Annotated in this window: 21 protein-coding genes and 4 pseudogenes; 12 read left to right on the forward strand and 13 right to left on the reverse strand. The window is 68.0% G+C overall.

Annotated features, from left to right (window positions below; genetic code table 11):
• Positions 1 to 364 precede the first annotated feature (364 nt).
• Both ACPUER_RS16520 and ACPUER_RS16525 read right to left on the reverse strand, forming a co-directional pair.
• Positions 365 to 508 (reverse strand): hypothetical protein, encoded by a 144-nt coding sequence (locus ACPUER_RS16520; protein ID WP_425131593.1) that lies wholly within the window; start codon positions 506 to 508, stop codon positions 365 to 367.
• A gap of 242 nt (positions 509 to 750) precedes the next feature.
• Entirely contained in the window at positions 751 to 2,400 is a 1,650-nt protein-coding gene (locus ACPUER_RS16525) for an IclR family transcriptional regulator (RefSeq protein ID WP_425131594.1), read from the reverse strand.
• A 177-nt stretch (positions 2,401 to 2,577) separates the two neighbouring features.
• Between ACPUER_RS16525 and ACPUER_RS16530 the strand changes: the two genes are divergently transcribed.
• Both ACPUER_RS16530 and ACPUER_RS16535 read left to right on the forward strand, forming a co-directional pair.
• Positions 2,578 to 3,537, forward strand: coding sequence for an MBL fold metallo-hydrolase (locus ACPUER_RS16530; protein ID WP_072436919.1), 960 nt, complete (start codon positions 2,578 to 2,580; stop codon positions 3,535 to 3,537).
• 157 nt (positions 3,538 to 3,694) lie between these two features.
• Positions 3,695 to 5,062 (forward strand): MFS transporter, encoded by a 1,368-nt coding sequence (locus ACPUER_RS16535; RefSeq protein WP_425131595.1) that lies wholly within the window; start codon positions 3,695 to 3,697, stop codon positions 5,060 to 5,062.
• A gap of 73 nt (positions 5,063 to 5,135) precedes the next feature.
• On the opposite strand, the gene ACPUER_RS16540 is transcribed toward ACPUER_RS16535, so the two are convergent.
• Entirely contained in the window at positions 5,136 to 6,941 is a 1,806-nt protein-coding gene (locus ACPUER_RS16540; RefSeq protein ID WP_425131596.1) for a sensor domain-containing diguanylate cyclase, read from the reverse strand.
• 105 nt (positions 6,942 to 7,046) lie between these two features.
• On the opposite strand from ACPUER_RS16540, the gene ACPUER_RS16545 reads away from it, so the two are divergent.
• Positions 7,047 to 7,346 (forward strand): hypothetical protein, encoded by a 300-nt coding sequence (locus ACPUER_RS16545; RefSeq protein WP_425131597.1) that lies wholly within the window; start codon positions 7,047 to 7,049, stop codon positions 7,344 to 7,346.
• On the opposite strand, the gene ACPUER_RS16550 is transcribed toward ACPUER_RS16545, so the two are convergent.
• Positions 7,328 to 8,128, reverse strand: coding sequence for an SDR family NAD(P)-dependent oxidoreductase (locus tag ACPUER_RS16550; RefSeq protein WP_425131598.1), 801 nt, complete (start codon positions 8,126 to 8,128; stop codon positions 7,328 to 7,330). The genes ACPUER_RS16545 and ACPUER_RS16550 overlap by 19 nt on opposite strands.
• A 136-nt stretch (positions 8,129 to 8,264) precedes the next feature.
• On the opposite strand from ACPUER_RS16550, the gene ACPUER_RS16555 reads away from it, so the two are divergent.
• Together ACPUER_RS16555 and ACPUER_RS16560 are read left to right on the forward strand one after the other, a co-directional pair.
• On the forward strand, positions 8,265 to 9,224 hold the full coding sequence (locus ACPUER_RS16555) for a GlxA family transcriptional regulator (RefSeq protein WP_425131599.1): 960 nt from the start codon (positions 8,265 to 8,267) through the stop codon (positions 9,222 to 9,224).
• A 77-nt stretch (positions 9,225 to 9,301) separates the two neighbouring features.
• On the forward strand, positions 9,302 to 10,450 hold the full coding sequence (locus ACPUER_RS16560; protein ID WP_425131600.1) for an epoxide hydrolase family protein: 1,149 nt from the start codon (positions 9,302 to 9,304) through the stop codon (positions 10,448 to 10,450).
• Between the two features lie 102 nt (positions 10,451 to 10,552).
• Here ACPUER_RS16560 and ACPUER_RS16565 read toward each other — a convergent pair whose 3' ends face one another.
• Complete coding sequence (locus ACPUER_RS16565; RefSeq protein ID WP_072436731.1) at positions 10,553 to 11,044, reverse strand: 2,4'-dihydroxyacetophenone dioxygenase family protein; 492 nt, start codon at positions 11,042 to 11,044, stop codon at positions 10,553 to 10,555.
• 150 nt (positions 11,045 to 11,194) lie between these two features.
• The gene (locus ACPUER_RS16570; RefSeq protein ID WP_425131601.1) at positions 11,195 to 12,136 is read right to left on the reverse strand and encodes a LysR family transcriptional regulator; all 942 of its coding nucleotides are present in this window, start codon (positions 12,134 to 12,136) and stop codon (positions 11,195 to 11,197) included.
• Positions 12,137 to 12,241: 105 nt separating this feature from the next.
• Here ACPUER_RS16570 and ACPUER_RS16575 point away from each other — a divergent pair, with 105 nt between their 5' ends.
• Together ACPUER_RS16575 and ACPUER_RS16580 are read left to right on the forward strand one after the other, a co-directional pair.
• Positions 12,242 to 13,600 carry an aspartate aminotransferase family protein gene (locus ACPUER_RS16575; protein WP_425131602.1) on the forward strand — a complete coding sequence of 453 codons (1,359 nt, stop codon included), beginning with the start codon at positions 12,242 to 12,244 and terminating at the stop codon, positions 13,598 to 13,600.
• A 50-nt stretch (positions 13,601 to 13,650) separates the two neighbouring features.
• Positions 13,651 to 15,168 (forward strand): CoA-acylating methylmalonate-semialdehyde dehydrogenase, encoded by a 1,518-nt coding sequence (locus ACPUER_RS16580; protein WP_425131603.1) that lies wholly within the window; start codon positions 13,651 to 13,653, stop codon positions 15,166 to 15,168.
• Positions 15,169 to 15,317: 149 nt separating this feature from the next.
• On the opposite strand, the gene ACPUER_RS16585 is transcribed toward ACPUER_RS16580, so the two are convergent.
• Together ACPUER_RS16585 and ACPUER_RS16590 are read right to left on the reverse strand one after the other, a co-directional pair.
• Positions 15,318 to 15,692: a hypothetical protein gene (locus ACPUER_RS16585; protein WP_310139901.1), complete on the reverse strand. Its 375-nt coding sequence runs from the start codon at positions 15,690 to 15,692 to the stop codon at positions 15,318 to 15,320.
• Between the two features lie 418 nt (positions 15,693 to 16,110).
• Positions 16,111 to 16,593 (reverse strand): annotated as a pseudogene (locus tag ACPUER_RS16590) (AEC family transporter); the annotation flags it as partial.
• Here ACPUER_RS16590 and ACPUER_RS16595 point away from each other — a divergent pair.
• Positions 16,580 to 16,804, forward strand: a pseudogene (locus ACPUER_RS16595) (nuclear transport factor 2 family protein); the annotation flags it as partial. The pseudogenes ACPUER_RS16590 and ACPUER_RS16595 overlap by 14 nt on opposite strands.
• 66 nt (positions 16,805 to 16,870) lie before the next feature.
• On the opposite strand, the pseudogene ACPUER_RS16600 reads toward ACPUER_RS16595, so the two are convergent.
• A pseudogene (locus tag ACPUER_RS16600) lies at positions 16,871 to 17,194 on the reverse strand (helix-turn-helix domain-containing protein); the annotation flags it as partial.
• Here ACPUER_RS16600 and ACPUER_RS16605 point away from each other — a divergent pair.
• Positions 17,183 to 17,626: pseudogene (locus ACPUER_RS16605) on the forward strand (cytochrome P450); the annotation flags it as partial. The pseudogenes ACPUER_RS16600 and ACPUER_RS16605 sit on opposite strands and share 12 nt — an antisense overlap.
• Before the next feature lie 188 nt (positions 17,627 to 17,814).
• Complete coding sequence (locus ACPUER_RS16610) at positions 17,815 to 18,120, forward strand: panthothenate synthetase (protein WP_174418037.1); 306 nt, start codon at positions 17,815 to 17,817, stop codon at positions 18,118 to 18,120.
• A 197-nt stretch (positions 18,121 to 18,317) separates the two neighbouring features.
• On the opposite strand, the gene ACPUER_RS16615 is transcribed toward ACPUER_RS16610, so the two are convergent.
• Positions 18,318 to 18,575: a hypothetical protein gene (locus ACPUER_RS16615; RefSeq protein ID WP_425131604.1), complete on the reverse strand. Its 258-nt coding sequence runs from the start codon at positions 18,573 to 18,575 to the stop codon at positions 18,318 to 18,320.
• 138 nt (positions 18,576 to 18,713) lie between these two features.
• Positions 18,714 to 19,514, reverse strand: coding sequence for a helix-turn-helix transcriptional regulator (locus ACPUER_RS16620; RefSeq protein ID WP_175959061.1), 801 nt, complete (start codon positions 19,512 to 19,514; stop codon positions 18,714 to 18,716).
• 124 nt (positions 19,515 to 19,638) lie between these two features.
• Here ACPUER_RS16620 and ACPUER_RS16625 point away from each other — a divergent pair, with 124 nt between their 5' ends.
• Both ACPUER_RS16625 and ACPUER_RS16630 read left to right on the forward strand, forming a co-directional pair.
• On the forward strand, positions 19,639 to 21,045 hold the full coding sequence (locus tag ACPUER_RS16625; protein ID WP_425131605.1) for an APC family permease: 1,407 nt from the start codon (positions 19,639 to 19,641) through the stop codon (positions 21,043 to 21,045).
• 64 nt (positions 21,046 to 21,109) lie between these two features.
• Positions 21,110 to 22,219: a P1 family peptidase gene (locus ACPUER_RS16630; protein WP_425131606.1), complete on the forward strand. Its 1,110-nt coding sequence runs from the start codon at positions 21,110 to 21,112 to the stop codon at positions 22,217 to 22,219.
• A gap of 129 nt (positions 22,220 to 22,348) precedes the next feature.
• Here the strand turns inward: ACPUER_RS16630 and ACPUER_RS16635 are convergent, their stop codons facing one another.
• A complete protein-coding gene (locus tag ACPUER_RS16635; RefSeq protein WP_310139916.1) occupies positions 22,349 to 22,561 on the reverse strand; it encodes a hypothetical protein in 213 nt (70 codons plus the stop codon).
• 136 nt (positions 22,562 to 22,697) lie between these two features.
• Positions 22,698 to 24,881, reverse strand: a complete 2,184-nt coding sequence (locus ACPUER_RS16640; RefSeq protein ID WP_425131607.1) for an FUSC family protein — start codon at positions 24,879 to 24,881, stop codon at positions 22,698 to 22,700.
• Between the last annotated feature and the right edge of the window lie 46 nt (positions 24,882 to 24,927).

The following is a 24,927-nucleotide window of genomic DNA, read 5'->3' on the forward strand; positions in this document are numbered from 1 at the left end:
CGCGATGGCGCGGAGCAAGCCGGCGATCGGCCGCCACGGAGGGCGTTCGGCGTGGAACCGCACGCGGGCAGACAAAACGGATGAATCTTCCGTCCGCAACGATCAGGCGCAATCGCGCGCCGACGGGATAACGGTAGCCCGTCCGGGCAACCGGCAGACAAAACCGCACCGATACCGATCGGTGCCGGACCTCAAACCGACCTCAACGCTCCCGAGTGGTGAGCGCATTCGACCCGGGGCAAGCCCGGCCTGTTTCCGCGTGGCCTGCCAGATATTCCGGTGCCGGACGCAGCGACCTCGCGGCGCGCGTCCGCACAAGCGGATCCGGCAGGTCATCGCGCCGGCTGGCGGCTGATCGTTCCGTTCAGCGCGGGAGGCGCGCGTGCGCTTCGGCGATGACTTCGCAGTTCTCGAGGTGGAGCTGCCAGGCTTCTGCAAGCAGCTCGCCAACACGTGCGAGCCAGCCAGTGGATTGGGTGGAACGATCGGAGACATTAGACGTTTGCATGACGAAGCCCCATATAAGGGGGCGAGTTAGGGATAACCCTAATCATAACGAAATGTCACCGCCTTGTGAAATGCGATTTCGTTATATGAGAATTACTGACAATTCATGTTGCTGCTGCGCAACATGAATTGGGCGATCCACCAGGTCGCGGACAGGCGCGACAAGGCCGTTGCAAGCACACGGCCTTCAAGGAGAAAGAGAGGATTAATCGCGCGACGCGGAAGAAGGCGGCGCTGCGGCGATTACCGGCCGATCCACCCGAACCGCCACGACAGCCGCCGCGTCGCGGCGAGCAGCGTCTGAGCGAGGTCGCTGTCCGGCCCGCGCGGGAAGCCGCGCGACGAGCCGATGATCGCGATCACGAGCCGGATGCTGCCGGTGTGGTCGAACACGGGCGCGGCGATCGTCCCGATGCCGGGCACCGGCGCGTCGAACGCGAAATCGAGCGCGTCCGCGCGGATCGCCGCGAGCCGCGCACGGAATGCATCGTCGGCCTGCGCGGGGCCGCTGCCGGCGAGGCGTACGGGCTCGTTGGCGAGCAGGTCGGCCAGCACGTCGTCGGACATGCCGGCCGAGAAGATCCGGCCGATCGCCGTATTGACGAGCGACATCACGGTGCCGACCTGCAGGCTCACGTGCTGCGGCCGCGCCGATTCCTCGAGGCGGATCACGGTCGGGCCGAGCGGGCCGAGCGTCGCGGCGGCCACGCTCATGTCGGTCGCGGCGGCCAGCGCGACGATCTCGGCTTCTGCGTCGCGCGTCGGCGACACGCGCTGCATCGCGATCAGGCCGAGCGCCTGCCCGAGCGGGCCGCCGTCGAAGCAGCCGGCGTCGTCGCGGCTCAGCAGGCCGATCTTCTGCAGGCTGACGAGATGCGGAAACGCCTTCGCCGCCGGCATGCCGGCCGCCGCCGCGAGATCGCGCAGCGGCAGCGCACGGCCCGCCGATACCAGCGCAAGCAGCAGCTCGCCGGTGCTGTCGAGCGCGTTGATTCCGCGCTGCGCTTTCGCGTCGTCGGCCAGCGCGGGCGGCACGCGCGGTGCGCCCGCCGAGGGGGCGGGCGGCGGTTCCGCACGTTCCGCGCCCAGCGATGCGGTGGCCTGCCGCGCCGCATCGCGCAACGCGGTCGCGATCGGGCCATCCCAGCCGACATCGATCGACCCGCTCGAACCGATCACAGTCAAAGCGAGCTGCAGGCGCCCGTGCGCGTCGAATACCGGCACGCACATCGCGCTGACACCGGGGCTCGGCCGGTCGACGCTGCGTTCGATGCCGCGTGCGCGGATCGCGTCGAGTTCGGCCAGTTGCGCTCCGGCATCCTGCGCGGGTTGCGTGCTTTCGGCGCCCGCGAGCGTATCGCCCGCGCCGGCCTGGCTGGCCGCCATCGCATCGAGTTGCGCAGGATCGCCGAACGCGCGGAACACGCGGCCGGTCGCCGTCGTGTCGAGCGACATCACCGAGCCGACGTGCAGGTTCACGTGCAGCGGATAGCCGCCGTGCTCGATGCGCACGATCGTCGGGCCGAGCACGCCCGGCACCGACAGCGCGACGCTCAAGCCCACCGCTTCCGCGAGCCGTGCCGCGTGCGGCAGCGCCGCGCGGTAGGCAGGCTGGCTCTCGATCGACATCAGCCCCAGCCGCAACGACAACGGGCCCGGCTCGTAATTGCCGGTGATCGCGTCGCGCTTCACGAGCGCGAGCCGCATCAGGCTGACGAGATAGGTATGCGCCTGCGCGGTCGACAGGTCGGCTGCCGCTGCCAGCTCCGACAGGCCGAGCGGCTTGCGCCGGCGCGCGAGCGCGTCGAGCAGCCGGCCGCCGACCTCGACACTCTGGATCCCGCGCTGCGCCTTGGGCGGCGCGTCGTCCGCGCTGACTTCGTGGTTCTGCACGCGATGATTCTTCCATTGACGAAACCCCGCATGGTATCCGACGCCATTTATCGCGCCAGTCCGCAGGTTTACCCGTATTAGACAATAGCAAGTAGATTTGTCATTGACAAATAATCGATGAGAGAAGATGATCCGTTCACACCCCTCAACACATGGCTCGCAGCCACGGAACGCAACATGGCCAAAGCATTCGCCTCCCAAGCCGATCTGGAAGAGAAGAAAGTCACGTGGACGAAGCTGTCCGAGAACGCGTACGCGTACACCGCCGAGGGCGACCCGAACTCGGGCGTGATCATCGGCGACGACAGCGTGCTGATCGTCGACACGACCGCGACGCCCGCGATGGCGCAGGACCTGATCGCGAAGATCCGCAGCGTGACCGACAAGCCGATCAAGCACGTGGTGCTGTCGCATTACCACGCGGTGCGCGTGCTCGGTGCGTCCGCGTATTTCGCCGAAGGTGCGCAGCACGTGATCGCGAGCCGCGGCACCTACGAGATGATCGTCGAGCGCGGCGAGGCCGACATGAAGTCGGAGATCGAGCGTTTCCCGCGCCTGTTCGCCGGCGTCGAGACGGTGCCCGGCCTGACCTGGCCGACGCTCGTGTTCGAGCGCGAGATCACGCTGTTCCTCGGCAAGCTCGAAGTGAAGATCATGCATGTCGGCTCGGGCCACACGAAGGGCGACACGATCGTCTGGCTGCCGTCGCAGAAGGTGCTGTTCTCGGGCGACCTCGTCGAATACGACGCCGCGTGCTACTGCGGCGACGCGCAGCTCGAGCAGTGGCCGGCCACGCTCGAGGCGCTGCGCGCGCTCGGCGCCGAGAAGCTCGTGCCGGGCCGCGGCCCCGCGCTGCTGAATCCGGCCGACGTGAACAAGGGCCTCGACTACACGAAGGATTTCGTCACGACGCTGCTCGCGCAGGGCCGCAAGGCCGTGGAACGCAATCTCGACCTGAAGGCGTCGATGGCGCTCACGCGCGAAGCGATGGATCCGAAGTTCGGCCACGTGTTCATCTACGAGCACTGTTTGCCGTTCGACGTGTCGCGCGCGTTCGACGAGGCGAGCGGCATCAAGCATCCGCGCATCTGGACCGCGCAGCGCGACAAGGAAATGTGGGCCGCGCTGCAGGACTGAGCGGCACACGGCGGCGGAGCGTTCGTCTGAACGCGTCGCCGTTTCGCTGAGGGCGGCGGTTTCCGCCGCCGTATCCGGTCTCACAAGAAAGCAGGGCGCATGCACGCCCTCGGAGACTGCTGCGCGCTCGAATCGCGCGGCCCGTTTGGAGAGAGACATGCCCCAATCGCTTCCCGCCGAAGCGACGCTCGCGCACACGAGCGCTTCGGTATCCTCATCGACGTCGGAATCCGGCGACGCGCGGCTGTTCCGCAAGATCGCGTGGCGGATCGTCCCGTTCCTGTTCCTCTGCTACGTCGTGTCGTTCCTCGACCGCATCAACATCGGCTTCGCGCAGTTGCAGATGAAGCACGATCTCGGCTTCAGCGATGCGATGTACGGCCTCGGCGCCGCGGTGTTCTACGTCGGCTACGTGTTCTGCGAAGTGCCGAGCAACCTGCTGCTCGCGCGTTTCGGCGCGCGCCGCACGTTCACGCGGATCATGCTGCTGTGGGGCATCGCGTCGACCGGGATGATGTTCGTGTCGCAGCCGTCGCATTTCTACGTGCTGCGCTTCCTGCTCGGCGTGTTCGAAGCCGGTTTCTTCCCCGGCATCGTGCTGTACCTGACCTGGTGGTTCCCCGCGAACCGGCGCGCGGCCGCGATCTCGGTGTTCTTCGCGGGCGTCGCGGTGGCCGGCGTGCTCGGCGGCCTGATGTCGGGCTGGATCATGCGCGACATGAGCGGCGTGCTCGGGCTGCACGGCTGGCAATGGATGTTCGCGATCGAAGGCGCACCGGCGATCCTGCTCGCGTTCGCCGCGTTCACGTTCCTCGTCGACCGGCCGCAGGACGCCGCATGGCTCACGACCGATGAAAAGGCGCGCGTCGCCGCGCTGTGCGCGGACGGCCGCGGGCACGGCGGCGCGCACGACGGGCGCAGCCTGGCGGCCGCGCTCGCGAACCCGCGCGTGTACCTGTTCGCGTTCATCTATTTCTCGCTGACCTGCGCATCGCTGACGCTCAATTTCTGGATGCCGCTGATGATCCGCGACTTCGGCGTGACCGACGTCGTTGCCGTGAGCCTCTACACGGTCGTGCCGAATGCGGTCGGTGCGGTCGGGCTGATCCTGATCGCGCGCCGCTCGGATCGCACCAGCGAGCGCCGCAGGCACTTCGCGTGCTGCACGATCGGCGGCGGGCTCGCGCTCGCGGCGCTGACGCTGCACCTGCACAGCTTCGCGGCGATGCTCGCGTGCCTGTCGATCGCGGCGACGCTGATCTTCGCCGCGCTGCCGATCTTCTGGGCCGTGCCGACCCGCTACCTGTCGGGCAACGCGGCCGCGGCCGGGATCGCGCTGATCAGCAGCATCGGGATCACGAGCGGCATCGTCAGCCCGTGGGTGATCGGGATCATTCGCACGCGCACGGGCAGCATGGATCTTGCCGTGTACCTGCTGGCCGCGCTGCTGGTCGCCAGCGGCGTCGCGCTGATGCTCGGCGTGAAGGGCGGCGACGCGCTCGTACGAACGGAAGCGCAACATTGATCGCGAGGTCGGGCAATCGCGCGGCTGGTGTTGTCGCCGTCCGGTTCGACGCGGGTGGCTCGTACCGCTTCGATTACGCCCGATACACCTCGATCCGGTTGCGGCCGCGATCCTTCGCGAGATAGAGCGCCTTGTCGGCGCGCGACAGCGACTGGTACGCGCCGACATCCGACTCGCGCATCGCGTCGATGCCGATGCTGACGGTCAACTCGACCTGCTGATCCTCATGCATGAGTCGCGCCAGCATCGCGCGTTGCTGCAGGCGCCGCGCAAACGAAATTGCCGTATCGAGGTCCGATCCCGGCAGCACGATCGCGAATTCCTCGCCGCCGATCCGGCCGACGATGCCGTCCGTCCCGGTTTCCGCGAGCAGCAGCCGCGCGAAATGCCGGAGTGCGCGGTCGCCGAGCGGATGGCCCCAGCGGTCGTTCAGCGCCTTGAAGTGATCGAGATCGAGCATCAGCACCGCGGCGGCCCGGCCGGTCGCGCGCACGCCGCGCAGCGCGGCTTCGCTTTGTCGCATGAACGCGTGGCGGTTCGACAGTTGCGTCAGGTGGTCGGTCGTCGCCATCCGCTGCAGTTCGGCCTCGATGCGTTTGCGGTCGGTCGCGTCGGTGATGAAGCCGTGCCACACGGTGCCGCCGTCGGCCATGCGTTGCGGGCGCGCATCGCCTTCGCGCCATCGCAGGCCCTGGCCGGGCAGCAGCACGCGATATTCGAGGCGCCACGGCGTCAGTCGCGCGGAAGACTCATGCAGCGATTGCCGATAAGCGATCAGGTCGGCCGGATGGATCCGCGTCTCGACCGCCTCCGCGTTGCGGGCGATCTGCTCCGGTGTCAGTTCGTAGATGTCGCGGATACCCGCACTCGCATAGGTAAAGGTGCGGCGCCCGTCGGCCGCCTGCCGTAGCTGGAACACGAGCCCGGGAACCTGGTCGGTGAGATCCGTGACGAGCGCGGCCGAGTCGCGCAGCCGCGCGGCAAGCTCGCGCAGCGCCGTGATGTCGGTTGTCGTGCCGACCATGCGCAGCGCGCGGCCGTTGCCGTCGCGGCTGATCACCTTGCCGCGGCTGCGGATCCACTTGTACGTGCCGTCCTTGCAGCGGATGCGGTGCTCGACCTCGTAGCTGTCGGTCCGGCGCTCGAAGTGCGCGAGCATGGCCGCCTTCACGTCGTCGACATCGTCCGGATGCAGCCGTTCGTACGCATCCTCGATCCGGCAGCTCAGCTCGTGCGGCGCGTAGCCGAGCATCGCCTTCCAGGCCGGCGAGTAATGGATCTCGCCGGTTTCCACGTTGCGATCCCACACGCCGGTGCCGCTTTCGGTCAGCGCGAGCGTCGTCAGCGTGCTGTGTTCTTCTACGATGGTGAGCCGTTCGCGCAACGCGGCTTCCGCAATCGCGCGGGCGAGCGCGCGTTCGGCCAGCGCAGCGAGGTCGCGCAGCAGCGCGCATTGCGTCGCGTCGAGCGTCAGGGCAACAGGGTTGACGATGCACAGCGTGCCGAGCGCAGCGCCGTCGGGCGCGACCAGTTCGCAAGCCGCGACGACCTGCGGCGCGTGAGGTGGACTGTCGTCGGATTGCAGGTTGCCGTTCGCGCCGAGAAGGACGAATCGTCTGTCGGCAGACGGATCTCGTTCAGCCGGTAGCGGGAATAAATCGGCGGGGAGCGGGGCGGGCAGCGTCCCGTCGGCGGCCAGCACGTGTTGCGTGCCGGCTTCGGCGTGCGCAACGAAAGCGCCGGCCGTGCCGAAATGCGCACGCGCGACGCGGCAGACGGTCTCCAGCTCGGGCGGCGCAAGCGCCGGCTGACCGTCGGCCGAACCACGCGCGGCGGCCGGCGCGTCGCCGGCCTCGGTGATGAACATACGGAACCGCATGGTCGAATTCCGCAACGGACGATTGCCCAGGTGATCGGACGAATGCCGACCGGATGATTGCTGCTCGGAAACTGCGATCGTAGAGCTTACTGTTGCACAAATTGCGTGGCAATCGGGTTTGAATGGGATTTCAATGCGATCCATTTGCGCCTGCCGGGAAAGAATCCGGGGGTGTTTTCCCGGCGTTTTCCCGGCACGCGGGCGGCCGGACGCCGTGCATCGTCGGTGCCTTCCCGCAGACGAATGAAGCGACCGACGCTCGCCCGGAAATGTGCCGCCGAACACCGGATGACCGTCGGCCGATTCTTCGCGTGTTACTTCGTGCCGCAGCACGCCCCGATGTTCGGCAAGCTTGCCGCCTTCGATCCTCAGGAAGTCCGGCGCGATCAGCGTACCGACGCGTAGCGCGGCGCGGGCGTATCGGTCGACAGGTGCGGCGCCATCGTGCGGCGCGCGGCCTCGTAAGCGTCCCATTCGTCGGCCGCGTGCAGCGACGGAATCGTCACGAGTTCGCCGCGATCGAAGCCGACCAGCGCCGCGTCGACCATGTCGGACGCCGGCATCACGATTTCCTTCGGCAGGTGCTCGAGCGGCAGGCCGCCCGTCTGCCAGAAATCGGTGGCCGTCGCGCCGGGCAGCACGGCCTGCACCTGCACGCCCTTGTCGGCGAGTTCGTGATGCAGCGACTGGCTGAACGCGAGCACGAACGCCTTGCTGCCGCCGTACACGCCGTTCAGCGTTTCCGGCGAGATCGCGACGATCGACGAAATGTTGATTACCGCGCCGTGGCCACGGGCGACGAAGCCGGGCACGGCTGCATAGGTGAGGCGCGTGAGCGCGGTCACGTTCAGCTCGATCATCCGCGTCATCGCGTCTACGTCGCTGTCGAGCAGCGCGGCGTGCGTGCCGACCCCCGCGTTGTTCACGAGCAGCGTGATGCTCGCGTCCTGCTTCAGCTTCGTTTCGACGGCGGCGAGCGCCGCGCGGTCGTTGAGGTCCGCGTCGACGATCTCGACGCTGCGCCGCGTGTCGTTCGTGATGCGCTCGGCGAGGGCGGCCAGCCGGTCGCGGTTGCGCGCGACCAGGATCAGGTCGTAGCCGCGGCGCGCGAGCCGGTCCGCGTAGATCGCGCCGATGCCCGACGACGCGCCGGTAATGAGGGCGGTACCGCGATGTGCTTGAGTCATGATGTCGCTCCGTTTCGATGAAGGTGGCCGAATGGCGTGAATGCATTCTGGCTTCGAATCGCGGCGACACAAATGACGTAGATAGGTATGATTCAGGACATCGGGCCAAACGCACGCCCGGGACTGGAGAACACGCATGCACCGAATCGGCTTTCTGATCAGCGACGGTTTCCAGATCATGGCGCTCGCCGCGCAGTCGGTGTTCGAGTACGCGAACATGGGAGCGGGCGAGCCGTTCTACGTGATGGACAACTATTCGGTCGATGGCGGCGACGTGCGCTCGTCGCTCGGGCTGTCGGTCGCCACGCGCGCGCTGCGCGGGCGGATCGCCGTCGATACGTGGATCGTCGCGGGGGTCAACGATCCGCTCGCTGCGCCGGCGCCGGCCGGCGTGGTCGCGTTCCTGCGCCGCACGAACGTGCGCGCACGGCGGATCGCCGGCATTTGCACGGGCGCGTTCGTGCTGGCCGAGGCCGGGCTGCTTGCGCAGCGCCGCGCGACGACGCACTGGGCGTTCGGCCGCGACATGCAGCGGCACTACCCGGAGATTCGCGTCGAGGAAGACCGGATCTACATCGTCGACGGGCCGATCTGGACGTCGGCCGGGATGACGGCCGGCCTCGACCTCGCGCTCGCGATGGTGGAAAAGGATCTCGGCGCCGATGCCGCGCGCTCGGTCGCGCACAAGCTCGTGATGCACCAGCGTCGGGCCGGCGGCCAGTCGCAGCATTCGGAAATGCTGGAGCTCGCGCCGAAATCCGACCGGATCCAGAACGCGTTGAACTACGCGCGGCAGAACCTCGGCCGCGCGCTGACCGTCGAGGATCTGGCCGATGCCGTCCACCTGAGCCCGCGGCAGTTCAGCCGCGTGTTTACGCTCGAAACGGGGCAGTCGCCCGCGAAGGCGATCGAGCGGCTGCGGCTAGAGTCCGCGCGGCTGATGATCGAACAGAGCCGCCATCCGCTCGACGTGATCGCGAAGGAGAACGGTTTTCGTGATCGCCGCCATATGCGCGAGGCGTTCGTGCGCGGGTTCGGCGTGCCGCCGCAGGCGATGCGGCGCGATGCGCGCGCGGACGAGCGGGAAACAGGCTGACGCGTGGGCGCGAGCCCTTCGTCGCGGGTCGGAAAAATGGCGCAGAATCTCGTCGATATTCTTCGCGAGGAGACACGATGCACACCGCCCCGTTCAACATTGCGATTCCCGATCACGCGCTTGATGATCTGCGCCGGCGCCTGCGCGACATGCGCGCACCGATGCTGACACCCGCCGGGCCGTGGCAGCAGGGTGTCGACGGCGCGTGGCTGCGCGAACTGACCGCGTACTGGGCCGAACGCTTCGACTGGCGTGCGGTGGAGCGTGCGCTGAACCGGCTGCCGCAGTTCGTCGCAGACGCAGGCGGGCAGCGCGTGCATTTCATCCATCGACGCGGCGTCGGGCCGAGGCCTTATCCGCTCGTCGTCACGCACGGCTGGCCGGGCTCCGTATTCGAATTCGACGCGCTGATCGATCGCCTCTGCGACCCGGCGGCGTTCGGCGGCGATCCGGACGATGCGTTCGACGTCGTCGTGCCGTCACTGCCGGGCTTCCTGTTCTCGCCGGCGCCCGCGGCACCCGGCATGTCGGCATTTCAGGTCGCCGACCGCTGGGCGGCGTTGATGTCCGGTCTCGGATATCGACGCTTCGGCGCGCAAGGCGGTGATCTCGGCGCAGGCGTGTCGATTGCGCTCGGCGCGCGACACGCCGACGTGGTGGACGGCATCCATCTGAACTACCTGCCCGGCAGCTACGAGCCTCCGACCGACGCGGCTTCGCCGCTGACCGAGGACGAACAGGCCTTCGTGACGCAGCGCGGCGAGTGGGCCGCGATGGAAGGCGGATACGCGCATATGCATATGACGAAGCCGCAGACGCTGGCCGTCGCGCTCAACGATTCGCCGGCCGGGCTGGCCGCGTGGATCACCGAGAAATTCCGCACGTGGAGCGATTGCGACGGCGACGTCGCACGGCGGTTTTCGCACGACGTGCTGCTGACCGGAATCTCGCTCTACTGGTTCACCGGCTGCATCGGCTCGTCAATGCAGATGTATTGGGAAAACCGGCTGCAGCCAATGCGCTTCGCGGCCGGGCAACGCGTGGCGGTGCCCGTCGCGTTTGCGCGTTTTCCGAAGGAAATCAGCCACCCGCCGCGCAGCTGGCTCGAACGGGTGTTCGACGTCGTGCAGTGGACCGACATGCCGCGCGGCGGCCATTTTGCTGCGATGGAAGAGCCGGATCTGCTGGCCAACGATATTCGGCGATTTTTCCGGCGTTTTCGGTAATGCGCGGGTAGGCCGGGGAAGCTGGCGAAGTGCGCAGGCGGCCATCCGCGCATTAGCGAGAGCCGGCACCATGCGGATCGTGACGCGACGATGCCGCCTGTCTTACCGTGTGACGAACGGCGCAGCGTCGTCCGGCGCCGTGCGCGCATGCTTGCGCTGGCGCAGCAGCGCGACGCGGCAGTTCTCGCGCGCGGTCTCGCGGCCGTCGTCGTCGAGCAGCACGAGATCGCCGCGCATCACGTTGAGCGTGATCACGTCCTCGCCCGGCGCGCCGAGCGTTTCCGGCGTATGCACCGAGCCGGCCGGTTCGAGCACCGTCGAGCCGGCGTGCGCGACCCAGTCGTACTCCAGGTAGCGCCACGCACCCTGCAGCGTATGGACGAACACCTCGCCATCGTGGCGATGGCGCGGCAGCGTGCCGCCGGCCGGCATCTTCAGCAGCGCGGTCAGCGTGTCCTCGGCCGCATTGATGTGCAGATACTTGATCGCCAGCCCCGGCAGGTCGGCGCTCATCGGCAGCCACGGCAGCGCATCGCCGGGCAGGCACGAGATCGGCGGCAGGTCGGTGGAGAGCGGGGCGGACGGTTGCGTCATGGCGGGGCGGCGGAACGGGAATGGGGAGCCCGCATTATCGCAGAGCCGGATCGCGCAGCTGAACGGCGGTGGTTCGCGCGCGGCGCACGGCGCTGAACGCGATGCCCGCGCCGCCGTTCCCGCGCGGGGCGGGGCGGACCGTCGCGCCGGCTACGCTTTCACGTCGTGCGCGGCTTCCAGGCACGACTGGAACAGCAGCGCCGCCCGCGACGGCCGCGGCGAGCGCCGCAGCAGGCTCACGAACCGGCATCGGTAGTTGAACCGGTGCGGCGCGATCGGCTGCATCAGCCCCTTGTTTTCGAAGCTTTCCGCGTAATGGTCCGGCAGGAAGCCGAGATAACGGCCGGACAGGATCAGCGTCGCGATCGATTCCTGGTCCGACGCGGTCGCGCTGCGCGTGAGCTTCGCGCGATGGCTCAGTTCCATGTTCGGCGAATGGAAGCCGAGCCCCGCGAACGCATGGTTGCGGATCGTCGTCCACGTGAGCTTGCCGTGCGGCGCATCGTAGAGCGGATGCTGGCGGCCGCAGTACAGCAGCATCCGTTCGTCGAACAGCTCCGAATACACGAGGCTGCCCGAGTTGCGGTGCGCGGGAATGATCCCGACCTGGTAGCTGTCGTCGATGATCCCGCGCTCGACCTCGTTGATCGACGCGACATGCAGGTTCAGCGCGACGTCGGGTGCCTCGTCCGTGAACTGGCGGATCGCGTCGCCGAGCCGCGCGTTCGCGTTGGTGGCCGTCTTGTCGAACACCGCGACGTGCAGTTCTCCGCCCATCCTGTCGTGAATACCGTCTATCCTGCTGCGAAAGGCCTCCATCGACGCGAGCAGGCGCAGCGTCTCCTCGTACACCGTCTGCCCCTCGGGCGTCAGCGTGAAGCCCGCGCGACCGCGCCGGCACAGCACGAGGCCGACGCGCGTTTCCAGATCCTTCACGTGCCGGCTGATTGTCGAGATGCCGATATTCAGTTCCAGTTCGGCCGCCGCCATCCCGCCGCACTGCACGACGCCCTTGAAGACCCGCAGCAGGCGCAGATCCATGTCGCTGAGCTGCCCGAGCAGCGCGCGGCTCTTCGGTTTCTTTGCTTGCATAGTTGAGCAAGTGAACATTGATATTGCGATATTGAAGAGACTAATTGGCCTCCCGACAATGTGCAACATCATCACAAGAAGGAGGGGCGCGCCGCGCCGACCGACATGACCGACATCACCACCGCCGCGCAGCAGGACGATACGACTATCCGCACCGACGCCGCGTGGCTCGACGCGCACTGGATGCCGTTCACCGCCAACCGCCAGTTCAAGGCCGATCCGCGCATGATCGTGTCGGGCCAAGGCGCGTATTACACGGATGCCGAAGGCCGCAAGATCTTCGACGGCCTGTCGGGCCTCTGGTGCACGGGCCTCGGTCACGGCCGCACGGAAATCGTCGAAGCCGTGAGCCGCCAGGTCGCACAGCTCGACTACGCGCCGGCGTTCCAGTTCGGCCATCCGAAGTCGTTCGAGCTCGCCAACAAGATCAAGGACCTGACGCCGGCCGGTCTCGACTACGTGTTCTTCACGGGTTCGGGCTCGGAAGCGGCCGACACGTCGCTGAAGCTGGCCCGCGCGTACTGGCGCGCGAAGGGCAAGGGCACGAAGACGCGCCTGATCGGCCGCGAGAAGGGCTACCACGGCGTGAACTTCGGCGGTATCTCGGTCGGCGGGATCGGGCCGAACCGCAAGCTGTTCGGCCAGGGCCTCGACGCCGATTTCCTGCCGCACACGCAACTCGCCGAGAACAAGTTCTCGCGCGGGATGCCCGAGCACGGCGCGGAGCTGGCCGACCGCCTGCTCGACCTGATCACGCTGCACGATGCATCGAACATCGCGGCGGTGATCGTCGAGCCGTTCTCCGGTTCGGCGGGCGTGGTCGTGCCGCCGAAGGGTTATCTGAAGCGGTTGCGCGACATCTGCACCGCGCACGACATCCTGCTGATTTTCGACGAGGTCATCACGGGCTTCGGCCGTGCCGGCGCGATGACGGGCGCCGACGCGTTCGGCGTGACGCCGGACATCCTGAACTTCGCGAAGCAGGTGACGAACGGCGTGCAGCCGCTCGGCGGCGTGGTCGCGACGAAGGAAATCTACGACACGTTCATGGCGGCAGGCGGCCCCGAGTACATGCTCGAATTCCCGCACGGCTACACGTATTCGGCGCACCCGGTCGCGTGCGCGGCCGGCGTCGCGGCGCTCGACCTGCTGGTGAAGGAAGACGCGGTGGCCCGCGTGCGCGATCTCGCGCCGCATTTCGAGGCGGCCGTGCACGGGCTGAAGGGCCAGCGCCACATCGCGGACATCCGCAACTACGGCCTCGCGGCCGGCCTGACGATCGCGGCGCTGCCGGGCGAACCGGCACGGCGCCCGTACGAGATCGCGATGCGCTGTTGGGCGAAGGGCTTCTACGTGCGCTACGGCGGCGACACGATCCAGCTCGCGCCGCCATTCATCTCGGAGAAGCGCGAGATCGACAACCTGGTCAACGCGCTGTCCGACGCGCTGAACGAAGTGGACTGAGCCGCGGCCCGCCCCCAAGCGACAACCGAATTCACGAAAGAGCCAGACAGATGAAACACGACAGCAAGGTGACTTCCACCGTCGGCCACCTGATCGACGGCAAGCGCGTCGACGGCGGCAGCCGCGTCCAGCCGGTGTTCGACCCGGCCACCGGCGAATCGGACAAGAGCGTCGCGCTCGCCGACAAGCTGACCGTCGAAGCCGCGATCGCGTCCGCGCAGGCCGCGTTCCCGGCATGGCGCAGCACGCCGCCGCTGAAGCGCGCCCGCGTGATGAGCCGCTTCAAGACGCTGCTCGAGGAGCACGCCGACGAGCTGTGCGCGCTGATCACGGCCGAGCACGGCAAGGTGCTGGCCGACGCGATGGGCGAACTGCAGCGCGGGATCGAGAACGTCGAATACGCGACCTACGTGCCCGAGCTGCTGAAGGGCGAGCACAGCAAGAACGTCGGCCCCGCGATCGATTCGTGGAGCGAGTTCCAGGCGCTCGGCGTGGCGGCCGGCATCACGCCGTTCAACTTCCCGGTGATGGTGCCGCTGTGGATGTGGCCGATGGCCGTCGCATGCGGCAACACGTTCGTGCTGAAGCCGTCCGAGCGCACGCCGTCGTCGACGCTGCGCATGGCCGAGCTCGCGCTCGAGGCCGGCCTGCCGCCGGGCGTGCTGAATGTCGTCAACGGCGACAAGGAAGCGGTCGACACGATCCTGACCGATCCGCGCGTGAAGGCCGTGAGCTTCGTCGGCTCGACGCCGATCGCCGAATACATCTACTCGACCGGCTGTGCGCACGGCAAGCGCGTGCAGGCGCTCGGCGGCGCGAAGAACTTTGCGGTCGTGATGCCTGACGCCGACATCGGCAACGCGGTGAACGCGCTGATGGGCGCCGCGTACGGCTCGTGCGGCGAGCGCTGCATGGCGATCCCGCTGGTCGTCGCGATCGGCGACGACACGGCCGACCAGGTCGTCGCGGGCCTGAAGGCGGAAATCGACAAGATGAAGGTCGGCCCGGGCAACGGCGCGGGCGTCGACATGGGCCCGCTCGTCACGCAGCAGCACTTCGGGAAGGTGACGGGCTTCGTCGAAGCGGGCGTGGCAGCGGGCGCGACGCTCGTCGTCGACGGCCGCGGCGTGAAGGTCGACGGCCATGACGGCGGCTATTACCTCGGCCCGTGCCTGTTCGACAACGTGAAGCCCGGCATGCCGATCTACCAGCACGAGATCTTCGGGCCGGTGCTCGGCGTGATCCGACTGAAGTCGCTCGACGAGGCGATGGCGCTGATCGACGCGCACGAATACGGCAACGGCACGTGCCTGTTCACGCGCGACGGCGAGGCCGCGCGCTACTTCAGCGACAACATCCAGATCGGCATGGTCGGCATCAACGTGCCGCTGCCGGTGCCCGTCGCGTACCACTCGTTCGGCGGCTGGAAGCGTTCGCTGTTCGGCGACCTGCACGCATACGGCCCGGACGCCGTGCGGTTCTACACGAAGCGCAAGACGATCACGCAGCGCTGGCCGTCGGCCGGCGTGCGCGAAGGGACGGTGTTCAGCTTCCCGTCGAACCGCTGACGCGCATGCCGGCTGCATGCGTCGCCGGCCTGTCGGCTGGCGATGCAAGGTGGCCGGCGTGAAGATGCGAAGGCCCGCCCCGGTCGACGACGATCCGGGCGGGCTTTTTTACGTCCGCGCCGGTTGCGCGGACGGCGGCGCAACCACGCTTACGGCGCGACCACGTGCCACATGTCCTTGAAGTTGTCGCCGTTGCGGTCGCCCTGTTTCATGTCCTTCGAGAAGAAGTACAGCGGCTTGCCCTTGTACGCCCATTGCGGGCTGCCGTCGTCGCGCTTGACGATCGTGTAGGGCCCGACCGGAACGTCGGTCGCGCTGGCCTTGTACGGCGGCCAGAAGGTTTCGCACTGGCCCGTGCACGCACTGGTGCCGGCGTTGGGCTTGTCCTTGTCGAAGGTGTAGACGGTCATCCCGTTCGCGGCGACGAGCGCGCCGTTTTCGACTTTCGTGATCGAGCCTTGGGCCGAGGCCGAAGCGGATGCAATGGCGAGCAGGGCGGAACTGACGAGCAACGCGGCTTTCATGAATGCCTCCTGTAATCCGGTGGGCGGCCGCGATCGTGCGCACGGGCGAGCGGGCGCGACGATCGCGATGAATGGTGCCGGAACGCGGCACCGTTGCCGCTGGTGCGAGCGACGCAGGGTCGGATGGCGGCAAACGGAGCGCTTCATTCACGATAGGCGGTTTTTGGCAGGGCTGCGAGAAAGTCGGGGCGCGTATCGGCGGCGCGTAGGCGGCGCGCAACGGTGCTGCGAGTGCGGTCGCAATCCGGTATTCGGGATCCGTCCCCGAGCCTGCGCGGCGTGTGCGCCGCTGTGTCAGCGCCGTGCGCGATTGATCAGCGCGACGCCCACGATCACGAGCGCGCGCGGCCGACGATGTCGAACCGTGCGATGACTGGCCTGCAGGCTGATTCAGCGGGTATCGGGCGGGGCGGCGCCGTCAGCGAAACGCCGGTGCCGACACGAGCGCCGTCAGCACGACCGGCATCGCGAGCGGCGCGGCGATCGTCTGGAATGCGGTGATGCCGGCCATCAGCGGCGCATCGCCGCCGAGCTGGCGGGCCATGATGTACGACCCCGACGACGTCGGCAGCGCCTGGAACAGCAGCGCGACCGTCAGCGCCGCGTCGCCGAGCCCGAACAGGCGACCGGCCGCGAGCGTGATGAGCGGCATCGCCATGAACTTGAACGCCGACGCGACGCACACCGGCTGCAGCCACGAACGGGCCGCGTCGAATCTCAGCGCCGCGCCCACGCACAGCAGGCCGAGCGGCATCGACGCGGCGCCGAGCGCGCGCACGGCCGGCTCGACGGCAGCCGGGAACGCGACGCCGCCGGCCTGCATCGCGATCCCGAGCGCGCACGCGACGACGAGCGGGTTCGACAGGATCTGCCGCGCGAGCGCGCCCGCGCCGAACAGCGTGACGCTGGCTCGCTTCGATTTCATCGATGTCGCCGTTCACGGCGAGCACGTATTCGTCGTGTACGAGGCGGAAACGAGCAGCGGCAAGCGGTTCCGGAATGCAGAGCGGTTGCGCGTCCGCGACGGCCGGATCGTCGAGGCGGAAGTGTATTTCGGCTGGAACGTGCCGCACGATGCACCTGAAGGCGGCTTTGTCGACCCGCGCGGTTGAGTGGCGGCCGCGAGCGGGCCGTGCATTGCGAAACGGCTCACCAATGCGGGATCGGCCGCCGCCGCGTCACGCCCAGAGCCGGTACATCCAGAACGATTCGTCGTCGACGAAGCGTTGCGTGAATTCGCTCGGCGAGAATCCCGTGATGCGCTTGACCTCGCGGCTCAGGTGCGCCTGGTCGGCGAACCCTTCGTCCAGCGCCAGCGTCGCCCAGTTGAACGCGGCGCCGGCTTCGAACCGGTCGCGCGCCGCGAAGAACGCGCTTTCCGTCCTGACGAGCGCCTGCCACTCGCGCAGCGATCGGCCGCTGTAGGTCTTGATGCGCCGTTCGACCTGGCGCGGGCTGTGCGTGCCTCGCCATTCGCGCGCCTGCAGCGCGAGACGCTCGACGAAACGCTGCGCCTGTATCCGTCCGCGCCGATCCTGATCAGCCGCCGTGCATCGCGGCCGGTCGCGCTGGGCGCATGGCAGTTTCCCGCGCGCACGCTGTTCATGCTGCCGCTGCAGCTGATGCATCTCGACGAACGATGGTTTCCGGAGCCGCATGCGTTCCGGCCCGAGCGCTTCGCCGACGATGCGCCGGCGCTGCCGCGCGGCGCGTACATGCCGTTCGGCACGGGCCCGCGCGTATGCCTCGGGCAGCATCTGGCGATGATGGAGATGACGGTCGTCGCCGCCATGATCCTGCAGCGCCATGTGTTGTCGGTGCCGCCCGGCATGGCGCCGCCGCGCGCGGTGCTGAACGTGACGCTGCGGCCGGAGCGGGCGCTGCGTCTGGCGATCGAACCGACGGGGCTGACGGCCGATACGGTCCCCGCATGATGGGGGCATAAGCGGTCGATTCGACCCGGCCTGCATCGCGCGGGCGATTGCCGTTTGCGCGACGCGGTGTCATCGAATCGCCGGAATGTGAATGCGTGCCGGCAACTGCTTGCGGCGCCACTGGCGCGGCGTCGCGTAGCACCTATGCTTGAAGGGCCCAGGCCGGGCGGAGCCCAAGGAGGATGGTCATGCGCATGCTTCTCAACGTACGAATCCCTCACGAGCCGTTCAACACGCTGGTGCGCGACGGCAGCGTCGGCGACGTGATCTCGCGAATACTCGAAGCGGTCAGGCCGGAGGCCGTGTATTTCACGGAGCAGAGCGGCGGGCGCGGGGCGGTCGTGATCGTCAATCTGGATGACCCGTCGCAGATCCCGGCGCTCGCGGAGCCGTGGTTCCTGATGTTGAATGCAGACTGCGAGTTCCGCGTGGTGATGCTGCCGGACGATCTCCAGAACGCCGGGCTCGCACAACTCGGCGCGAAGTGGAAGTAGCAGGACGCTGCGCATGCCCGTGCCCCTGCCCGAAAACCGGGCGGGCGGCATGGCGCGGCGTTCGCGTGCCGGCTATTGCGCAGACTGTGACGGCTCGACGTTTGCTGCTTGCCTGTCTTTCGGCCGCAGCAGCAACAGCAGGCCGCTCAGCGCAGCCGCGCCCAGGAACATGAAAAAACACCGTTCGTTCCACACGGTCAGGCTGTCGGAGCAACGCCTCCGGCACTCCCGGCCGCCGCACCGGCTTCCAGCAGGAACGTGAAAACCGCCGGCACCGGCGCGGAACCGAGGTAGGCCAGGAACGCGAACTGCAACCGGCCGCGCGTCAGGATCGACCAGACATCCTTCCCCATCAGGCAGGCGACCAGCAGCAGCGGCGGCACGAGCACGATCGATGCGGCGCTGATGGCACACAGAAGCAACCAGCCGAGTCCGACGAGCGGAATGAGCGACATGGATCGGGATTCCTGTTTCCGGGCAACTTCATTGTCGACGGAACATCCGCGTGTGCTTCACCGGATGACCACGGATTGCGGCGATTCACGGATATTGCACGATTCCGCACCCGTTGCCATCCGTGCTGCGCGATGCGCTCATCCCGCCGCATCTTCTCCCAGCGCCTGGATGAACCGCGAAAACAGCTCGGGCTGCGACGAAATCCCGAGCTTCGCGTAAAGATGCCGCCGATGCACCTTCACCGTTTCCGGCGAGATCGTCAGCCGCTCGGCAATCGCCTTCGACGAATTGCCGCGCAGCACCATTCTCGCGATCGACATTTCGCGATCGGTCAGCACGCCCGCGCCGAAGCGCGCGAGCGCCTGCTCGACGCGCGCGCCGAGATCGGCGTCGGGTGTCGTGCGCGCGGCGTCGCCGATCAGCCGCCAGTGCTGCCGGATCGTCGCGAGCACCCACGGCATCGCGGCCGTTAGCTTGCCGAGCGGCTCGACGTCGAAGCGCGCGGCCGCGCCGAGCGACAGCGACAGCAGCGTGTCGGCGTTCGGCCGCACGAGGATCTGGATTTCGTCGTCGCCGACCGCATCGCGGAAGTAGCTCAGGAAATACTCGCTTTGCCGGAACAGGTCGGGCGCGACTTCCTCGAGCCGGTAGCAGCCGTCGGCGAGCCCGTCGTGCGCGGCCTGCAGGAACGGGTCGAGCAGATATAACCCGTTCAGGTAAAGCGGCACCGGCGACGCGGCGTCGGTGCCGCCGGTGTCGTATTCGTCGAGCACGAGCGGCACGCCGTCGCGGCCGATCGCTGTCGCGAGCGCATTGTCGAACGGCGCCATTTCATTGAGCAGCAGCACCAGGAACCGCCAGAAGCGCGGCTGGCCGAGATGATCGATTGCGCGGCCAAGCGCCTGGTGCATCGCGATTTCGGAAAAGAGACGATCCATACCACCACCGGAAGGGTGTAACACGAAGGGGGAATAGCGGTCCTGAAATTGGCTTCCTAGACTGCCACGCAATCAATCGGGCCCGAGTATGGGTGTTCAAAAAAGTGCAGCACAGGAGAACGAGATGGCGATGATGTCGGAATCGACGGGCACGCTGCAAGCGGCGCCTGCAACGGAAGACGCGCCGCGCGCGCTGTCGCAGACGCTCAGCGTGCGCGATGCGGTGATGATCACCGTATCGGGCGTGACCCCCGCAAGCTCGATCTTCGTGATCGCGCCGTTCGCGATCCAGCAGGCCGGCAGCGGCGCCGTGCTGTCGTTCCTGCTCGGCGGCGTGCTCGCGCTCGCGTTCGCGCTCTGCTATGCGGAGCTCAGCGCCGCGCACCGCAGCGCGGGCGGCGAATACGTGATGGCCAAGCGCGTGTTCGGCACGCTGCCCGGCTACCTGACCTTCATCACGGTGCTGTCCGTCAGCGTGTTCATCCCGGCCGTGCTCGCGAGCGGCGCCGCGCCGTACCTGAACAACGCGCTCGGCACGCACTTCGGCAACCAGTCGGTCGCGCTGACGATCGTGCTGCTCAGCTACCTGCTCGGCATGCTGAACATCAAGACGAATGCATGGATCACCGGCGCGTTCCTCGTCGTCGAGATCGGCGTGCTGATGCTGATCGCGGGGCTCGGTTTCGGCTCGCTGCATCGCGGCGCCGACGTGCTGGTCGCGCCGGTCGCCGCGAGCGGCAACGCGCTCGTGCCGGCGACGCTCGCCGCCATCGTGCCCGCGATCGGCACGGCGATCTTCTGCTACAACGGTTTCGGCTCCGCTGCATACCTCGCCGAAGACCTGCGCGGCGGCAACCGCAACGTCGCGAAGGCCGTGATCTATTCGCTGCTCGTGATCCTCGTCGTCGAACTGGTTCCGCTCACCGCGATCGTGCTCGGCGCGCCGTCGCTGACGGAACTGACGAAAAGCGCCGACCCGATCGGTTATGTCGTGCGTTCGCTGAGCAACCCGGCCGTATCGCGCGTGGTCAGCGCCGGAATCTTCCTGTCGGTGTTCAACGCGATCATCGCGATCGTGATCACGATGGGTCGGCTGTTGTACAGCAGCGGCCGGCACGCGCTCTGGTCGCGCACCTGCAACCGCGCATTCTCGACGATCCATCCGCGGCTGGAATCGCCGTGGCTCGCGACGATCGCGCTCGCGGTGCCGTCGGCGGGGCTCGTGTTCGTGTCGAGCCTCGACGAGCTGACCGCGTTCACGGTCGACCTGCTGCTGCTGATCTATCTGGTCGTCGGGCTGGCCGCGCTCGCGAGCCGGTTCGTGCGCCGCGACGTCGAACATCACTACCGGATGCCGCTGTGGCCCGTGACGCCGCTTGTCGCGGTGGCGGGCGCCGCGTACACGCTCTTCACGACTCTCGCGACGGCGACGAAGCCGACCGACCTGATCATCATCGCGGGGCTGCTGATTGCCGCACTCGTGATGTATGTCGTCTGGGCGCGCCACAGCGAAGCATTCCGCGCGCTCTGAACGCCGGATCGTCACGTTGCAGCACCGAAACACCGAACCATTGAAAGACTGGAGGAATTGCATCATGCGCACGAGGGATCTCGGCATCCGCATCGGACTCGGCACGCCGGGCCGCTTCAACGCGATCACGGACGTTCCGGGCGTGCGGGTCGGACATTGCACGCTGAACGTCGAGAACGGCGACGCATCGATCCGCACCGGCGTCACCGTCATCGAGCCGCGCGCGGGCGCCGTGCACGATTCGCCGTGTTTCGCGGGCGTGCACGTGCTGAACGGCAACGGCGACGCGACGGGGCTCGAATGGATCCGCGAGGCCGGCCTGCTGACGACGCCGATCGCCTATACGAACACGCACAGTGTCGGCGCGGTGCGCGACGCGCTCGTCGCGAACGAGCGGGAAGCGGCGGCCGGCCGCGTGTACTGGTGCATGCCGGTCGTGATGGAAACCTACGACGGGCTGCTGAACGACATCTGGGGGCAGCACGTGAGCGCCGCGCACGTGCAGCGCGCGCTGGCCGCCGCGCAGTCGGGGCCGGTTACCGAAGGCGGCGTGGGCGGCGGTACGGGCATGATCTGCCACGAGTTCAAGGGCGGCATCGGCACCGCGTCGCGCGTGCTCGCGGCCGATGCGGGCGGCTGGACCGTCGGCGCGCTGGTGCAGGCGAACTACGGCGTGCGCGAGATGCTGCGCGTGGCCGGTTATCCGGTCGGCGAAGTGCTGCGGCACGTGCATTCGCCGTTCCGCGCACCCGACGCGACAGGCGAGGCCGGCATGGGCTCGATCGTCGTCACGATCGCGACCGACGCGCCGCTGCTGCCGCATCAATGCACGCGCGTCGCGCAGCGCGCAAGCGTCGGGCTCGCGCGCGTCGGCGGCGGCACCGAGGATTCGAGCGGCGACATCTTCGTTGCGTTCGCAACGGGCAACGACGGGCTGCCGGCCGCGAACTACGGCAGCAAGGGCGCGCCGACCACCGGCGTGAAGATGGTCAACAACGACCATATTTCCGCGCTGTTCGTCGCGGCGGCGGAGGCGGTGGAGGAAGCGATCGTGAACGCGCTCGTCGCGGGCGGCGACGTCGAATCGCGTGGTGCGCGGGTCGAGGGGCTCGGGCAGGCGCGCCTGCTGGATGCGTTGCGCGAAGTCGGGTGGCGGCCGGGGCGCGGCGCCTGAAACGGCATGCGCCGCTTCAATCGAAGCGGCGTGGAGCGGGACGGCGGTGCGGCGATCGGCCGGTCCGCCGCTCGCCCGCGGACTCGATGCGGGCGGTGCGGGCCTGGCCGTGACGACGCGGCGTCATGCTCAGCTGCCGAAGTAGATGTTGCAGAAGCTGACGGGGCCGACACAGGCGTTCGGGTCTTCCTGCTTCGATTGCGCACGATCGACGCGGCCTGCGGCCTTGATGGCTTCGGCGCGGTTCGCCTGTTGCGGTGCGGCGTCGGCCGGCGCGGGCTGTGCTTGGGCGACAGCAGCGGTCAGCGACAGGGCAACGAGGGCGAGGTGCAGCGGCTTCATTTTGTTTCTCCTGGGTGAGTGCCAGTCTCGCTGGCAGTGAGGAAACTATAGGCTCGCACTGCTTAAAGATTAATCACCGCGCCTGTAGAGCTTATTTCCATTCGGAACAAGGATCCCGTTGCGCGCGCATCGACGTTCAATGGCGGCGCCGGTTGAACGGCGCGTCCCTGTCGAGCAGAGCGCTGCGCATGAAGTGCAGGCAGCCGACGATCCGCTGCATGCGGCGTCGTTCGTCGGGCACCGCGTACCACGCCTGCAGCGTGTGCTGAGCGGCGCGGATCGCGAGATTCACCGATTTCAGCGTGCGCGCATGGTGGCCGGGCGTCGGATCGTCGAAGAAGCGCGGCAGCTCGTGCAGCACCGCATCGATCGAACCGGTCCAGCGCAGCATCTGCGGCGGTTTCGATTCGCAGAACGCGTGCAGTTCGTCGCGCAGGTCGATCACCGCATGGCCGACCTCGAGCGTCGACAGCATCCAGCGCAGCGCGTCGCGATGCTGCCGCGTGCGTCGCACGAGCAGCGTGCGCAACTGCGCCATCAGGTCGTGCGTGCTCGACTGGAAGCGCTGCGCGAGGCCGTCCGGCGCGCCTTCGCACGCAAGCGTGACCTGGCGGCGCAGGTCGTGCGCGATGCGGCCCGTGAGCCAGGGCATATGGGTGGGGAACACGACCGCGAACACGAGCGAGCACGCGAGCATCGCGACGACGACGGCCAGCCCGTTGTTGATCAGCACCTCGGGCGTATACGCGATTGCGTTGTCGGGGCCCGCGAGCAGGCAGAAGAACACCGCGAAGCCGATCCCGTAGCCGGACAGGCCCGGCCGCATCGCGAGAAACGCGCCGAGGCCGAGCACCGGCGCGAGCGTCGCGCACAGCAGCGGAAAGCCGTCGATGTTCGGATACACGTAGCACAGGAACAGGTAGCCGACGGCAGTCGCGAACGCCGCGCCGACGCCCATCTGAGCGACGAACTTCGGTGCGCGCGGCGACGTCGAGCTGAGCGCGCACGCGATCGCGGTGGCGATCACCGCGAGCGAGCCGCTCGGCCACTCCGACGCGATCCAGAACGCGCTCATCGCACCGACGGCGATGACCGTGCGCAGGAACGCGAAGCCGACGAAGAACGAATTGGTCTTCACCGCGTAATGCGTGACGGAGCGCTCGAATGCGTGATCGTCCTGGTCGAGCGACGCGTAGGTATCGGCGTAGCCGAGATACTCGCCGATGAAGCGGTACAGCAGCTCGATCGCGGTATCGAAATCGAGCAGGCCGCCGGCCGCGTGTTCCTCGATGGTCCGCCGCGACGCGCGCGCGGCCTTCGGCAACGCGCCGTGGAAGCGGCGCAGTTCGAGCAGCGCGCCGGTGGCCGGTGCGATGCCGTGCTGCCGCTCGTCGCGCAATGCGGCGAACCGCTGCGCGAGCGCGTCGACGTGCGGCGCCAGCGCGTCGAGCACCGCGTCCGAGCCGTTCGCGCGCAGGCGCTTGACGAGCTGGTGCAGCGCATGCAGCCGCGTGCATGCGTTCATGAACTCGCTGTTCAGCCGTGCGAGCCGCCGGCTGCGTGCGCGAATGTGCGGATCCTCGAACGACGCGAATGCGCGGTTCGCTTCGAAGCCGACGATGTCGTCGACGAAATCGGCGAAGCGCCGCTCGAAATCGCCGCGTGCGACGTCGCCCGCGAGCGCGCCGGACGTGAACGCCGCGAACGTCGTGTGGCGTGTGTTCAGCGAGCGCATCAGCGCCTTCGCGGAACTGAGCGGCAGGATCAACGCGCTGACCGCGCCCGAGCATGCGATGCCGAGCGCGACTTCCGCGGCGCGCGTGAGCGCGGACTGGAACAGCGTCTGCGGCGTCATCACCGCCGGCAGGCCGATCAGCGCGGCCGTGTAGCCGGCGAGCACGAAGCCGTACCAGCGGAAGTGGCGGTTGCGCACCGCCAGCGCGATGCAGCCGCCGATCCACAGCGTGATGCCGGCCATGTACAGTTCGGGCTGCTGCGCGAACAGCCCGCCGAGCGCGAGCGCGGCGACGAGGCCGGCCGCCGTGCCGAGCATGCGGTAGAAACTCTTCGCGAACACCATCCCCGACAGCGGCTGCATCAGCACGAACACGGTCGTCATCGCCGTGCGCGGCTGCGACATCTCGAGACGCATCGCGATGCCCATCGCAAGGAGCGCCGCGAACACGGTCTTCGCGAGGTGCAGCCAGATCAGCCCGTCGCTGAGGGCCCAGTCGCGTGCCGCGTCGCCGAGCGGATCGAGCCATGATCGCCATCGTGCCGGTTCGATGGAAGGTCGCTCGATCGCAGGTTGTGGCTTCATGAAAAGAGGGGACCCGTGCGGGGCCCGGCGAGGTGCCGCGGCGCGT

The organism is Burkholderia sp. DN3021, assembly GCF_049805555.1.
Taxonomy (GTDB): domain Bacteria; phylum Pseudomonadota; class Gammaproteobacteria; order Burkholderiales; family Burkholderiaceae; genus Burkholderia; species Burkholderia pyrrocinia_C.

Coding starts and splice junctions, on each gene's coding strand:
- ACPUER_RS16585 (WP_310139901.1), bottom strand. CDS start 15,692: ATGAAAGCCGCGTTGCTCGTCAGTTCCGCCCTGCTCGCCATTGCATCC.
- ACPUER_RS16580 (WP_425131603.1), top strand. CDS start 13,651: ATGAAACACGACAGCAAGGTGACTTCCACCGTCGGCCACCTGATCGAC.
- ACPUER_RS16610 (WP_174418037.1), top strand. CDS start 17,815: ATGCGCATGCTTCTCAACGTACGAATCCCTCACGAGCCGTTCAACACG.
- ACPUER_RS16535 (WP_425131595.1), top strand. CDS start 3,695: ATGCCCCAATCGCTTCCCGCCGAAGCGACGCTCGCGCACACGAGCGCT.
- ACPUER_RS16620 (WP_175959061.1), bottom strand. CDS start 19,514: ATGGATCGTCTCTTTTCCGAAATCGCGATGCACCAGGCGCTTGGCCGC.
- ACPUER_RS16635 (WP_310139916.1), bottom strand. CDS start 22,561: ATGAAGCCGCTGCACCTCGCCCTCGTTGCCCTGTCGCTGACCGCTGCT.
- ACPUER_RS16570 (WP_425131601.1), bottom strand. CDS start 12,136: ATGCAAGCAAAGAAACCGAAGAGCCGCGCGCTGCTCGGGCAGCTCAGC.
- ACPUER_RS16540 (WP_425131596.1), bottom strand. CDS start 6,941: ATGCGGTTCCGTATGTTCATCACCGAGGCCGGCGACGCGCCGGCCGCC.
- ACPUER_RS16575 (WP_425131602.1), top strand. CDS start 12,242: ATGACCGACATCACCACCGCCGCGCAGCAGGACGATACGACTATCCGC.
- ACPUER_RS16560 (WP_425131600.1), top strand. CDS start 9,302: ATGCACACCGCCCCGTTCAACATTGCGATTCCCGATCACGCGCTTGAT.
- ACPUER_RS16530 (WP_072436919.1), top strand. CDS start 2,578: ATGGCCAAAGCATTCGCCTCCCAAGCCGATCTGGAAGAGAAGAAAGTC.
- ACPUER_RS16640 (WP_425131607.1), bottom strand. CDS start 24,881: ATGAAGCCACAACCTGCGATCGAGCGACCTTCCATCGAACCGGCACGA.
- ACPUER_RS16555 (WP_425131599.1), top strand. CDS start 8,265: ATGCACCGAATCGGCTTTCTGATCAGCGACGGTTTCCAGATCATGGCG.
- ACPUER_RS16630 (WP_425131606.1), top strand. CDS start 21,110: ATGCGCACGAGGGATCTCGGCATCCGCATCGGACTCGGCACGCCGGGC.
- ACPUER_RS16520 (WP_425131593.1), bottom strand. CDS start 508: ATGCAAACGTCTAATGTCTCCGATCGTTCCACCCAATCCACTGGCTGG.
- ACPUER_RS16565 (WP_072436731.1), bottom strand. CDS start 11,044: ATGACGCAACCGTCCGCCCCGCTCTCCACCGACCTGCCGCCGATCTCG.
- ACPUER_RS16615 (WP_425131604.1), bottom strand. CDS start 18,575: ATGTCGCTCATTCCGCTCGTCGGACTCGGCTGGTTGCTTCTGTGTGCC.
- ACPUER_RS16625 (WP_425131605.1), top strand. CDS start 19,639: ATGGCGATGATGTCGGAATCGACGGGCACGCTGCAAGCGGCGCCTGCA.
- ACPUER_RS16550 (WP_425131598.1), bottom strand. CDS start 8,128: ATGACTCAAGCACATCGCGGTACCGCCCTCATTACCGGCGCGTCGTCG.